The sequence below is a fragment of the Halanaerobium sp. genome (assembly GCF_003070835.1).
Genome location: NZ_QBLR01000487.1, coordinates 1 through 1,462 on the forward strand (window position 1 = coordinate 1; position 1,462 = coordinate 1,462).

At 36.0% G+C, this 1,462-nt stretch carries 1 pseudogene; it reads right to left on the bottom strand.

From position 1 onward, the window contains the following. Positions 1-170 precede the first annotated feature (170 nt). Positions 171-1,232: pseudogene (locus tag CI949_RS21070) on the bottom strand (2,3-butanediol dehydrogenase). Between the last annotated feature and the right edge of the window lie 230 nt (positions 1,233-1,462).

Consider the following 1,462-nt stretch of genomic DNA (forward strand, 5'->3'; position numbering starts at 1 on the left):
AACCTTCCAGGGACCAACACCATATTTGTCAGCATATGTTTTCATTGTTTTGTCCAGATCTTCCACAACTACACCAACCTGTAAAACATCTTTAAATACAGCTTCCACTTTTTTATTCCTCCTTTTCTAATAAACAGGCTTAAATCAGTTTATTGCAATTACAATGATTATTATTCAGGTGTAACAATAATTTTAACATGTTTATCTTTATTCTTAACTAATTCTTCAAAACCTTCCTTTACAACATCTTCTAACTGTATTTTTTTTGTTATCATCTTTTGTGCATCAATTCTGCCATCTTCGACAAGAGAAATTGTAGCAGGAAAAACACCGCGATTATATGCCAGTGCACCTAAAATCTCTTTTTCAGCCAGTACCAGATTATTTAAATGGAATTCTACTTCCTCTTCCCAGATACTAGTTACAACAACTCTTGCACCTCTATCAACAGAAGCAACTGCAGTTTTAAATCCAGCTTGTACTCCAGTAGCTTCAAATGCAGCGTCAACACCTTTTCCATTAGTTAATTTCATAACTTCTTCAACTACATCAACTTCAGTTGGATCAAGTACAATATCCGCCCCAAACTCTAAAGCAAATTTCTTACGTGCTTCTGCAATTTCAACAGAAATAATCTTTTGAGCTCCTGCAGATTTTAAGGCCAGAATAGTTGATAAACCAATTGGACCTGCTCCAGTTACTAAAGCTGTCTCACCCTGTACAAATTTACCTCTTCTAAGAGAATGAACAGCAACAGCTATAGGTTCAACTAATGCACCCTCTTCAGTACTAACACCCTTAGGCAGTTTATGAACAAATTCAGCAGGAAAAGTTGTATATTCTGCTCAACCTCCTCCACCACCTGCTAAACCATGAAAACCTAATTGTTCACATATCTGATAATCTCCTCTTTTGCATTTTTCACATTCTCCACATGCCCAAATTGGTTCTAATGTTACTTTGTCTCCAACTTCCAGGTTATCAACACCCTCTGCCTTATCTACTATTTCTCCAGCAAACTCATGTCCTAAAATCACAGGCGCTTTTTCTTGAGTTATCGGATGCACACTTCCAACTGGTATAAAAATTGGTCCTACTAAATATTCATGTAAATCTGAACCACAAATACCACACCACTCAACCTTAATTTTTACTTCTCCTGCTTTGACTTCTGGAACTTCAACATCTTCTACTCGAATGTCTTTTGGACCATACCACCTTGCTGCTCTCATTGTTTTACTCATTCTAGCTGCCTCCTATTTTATTATGATTATAATATAAAAAACCTGCAGCAATTTAATAATTATACTATAATTCAATAAATAAATTACTGCAGTCCTCTTCCCCCAATATTAATATCCCCAAAGTCGCCATTTGGTACTTTTACTAAAGCCTCTATGGTTTTGCTGAGCAAAGGCGAAATATATCAACCACGGAGGTAGATAATTATTGCAAATTAGTC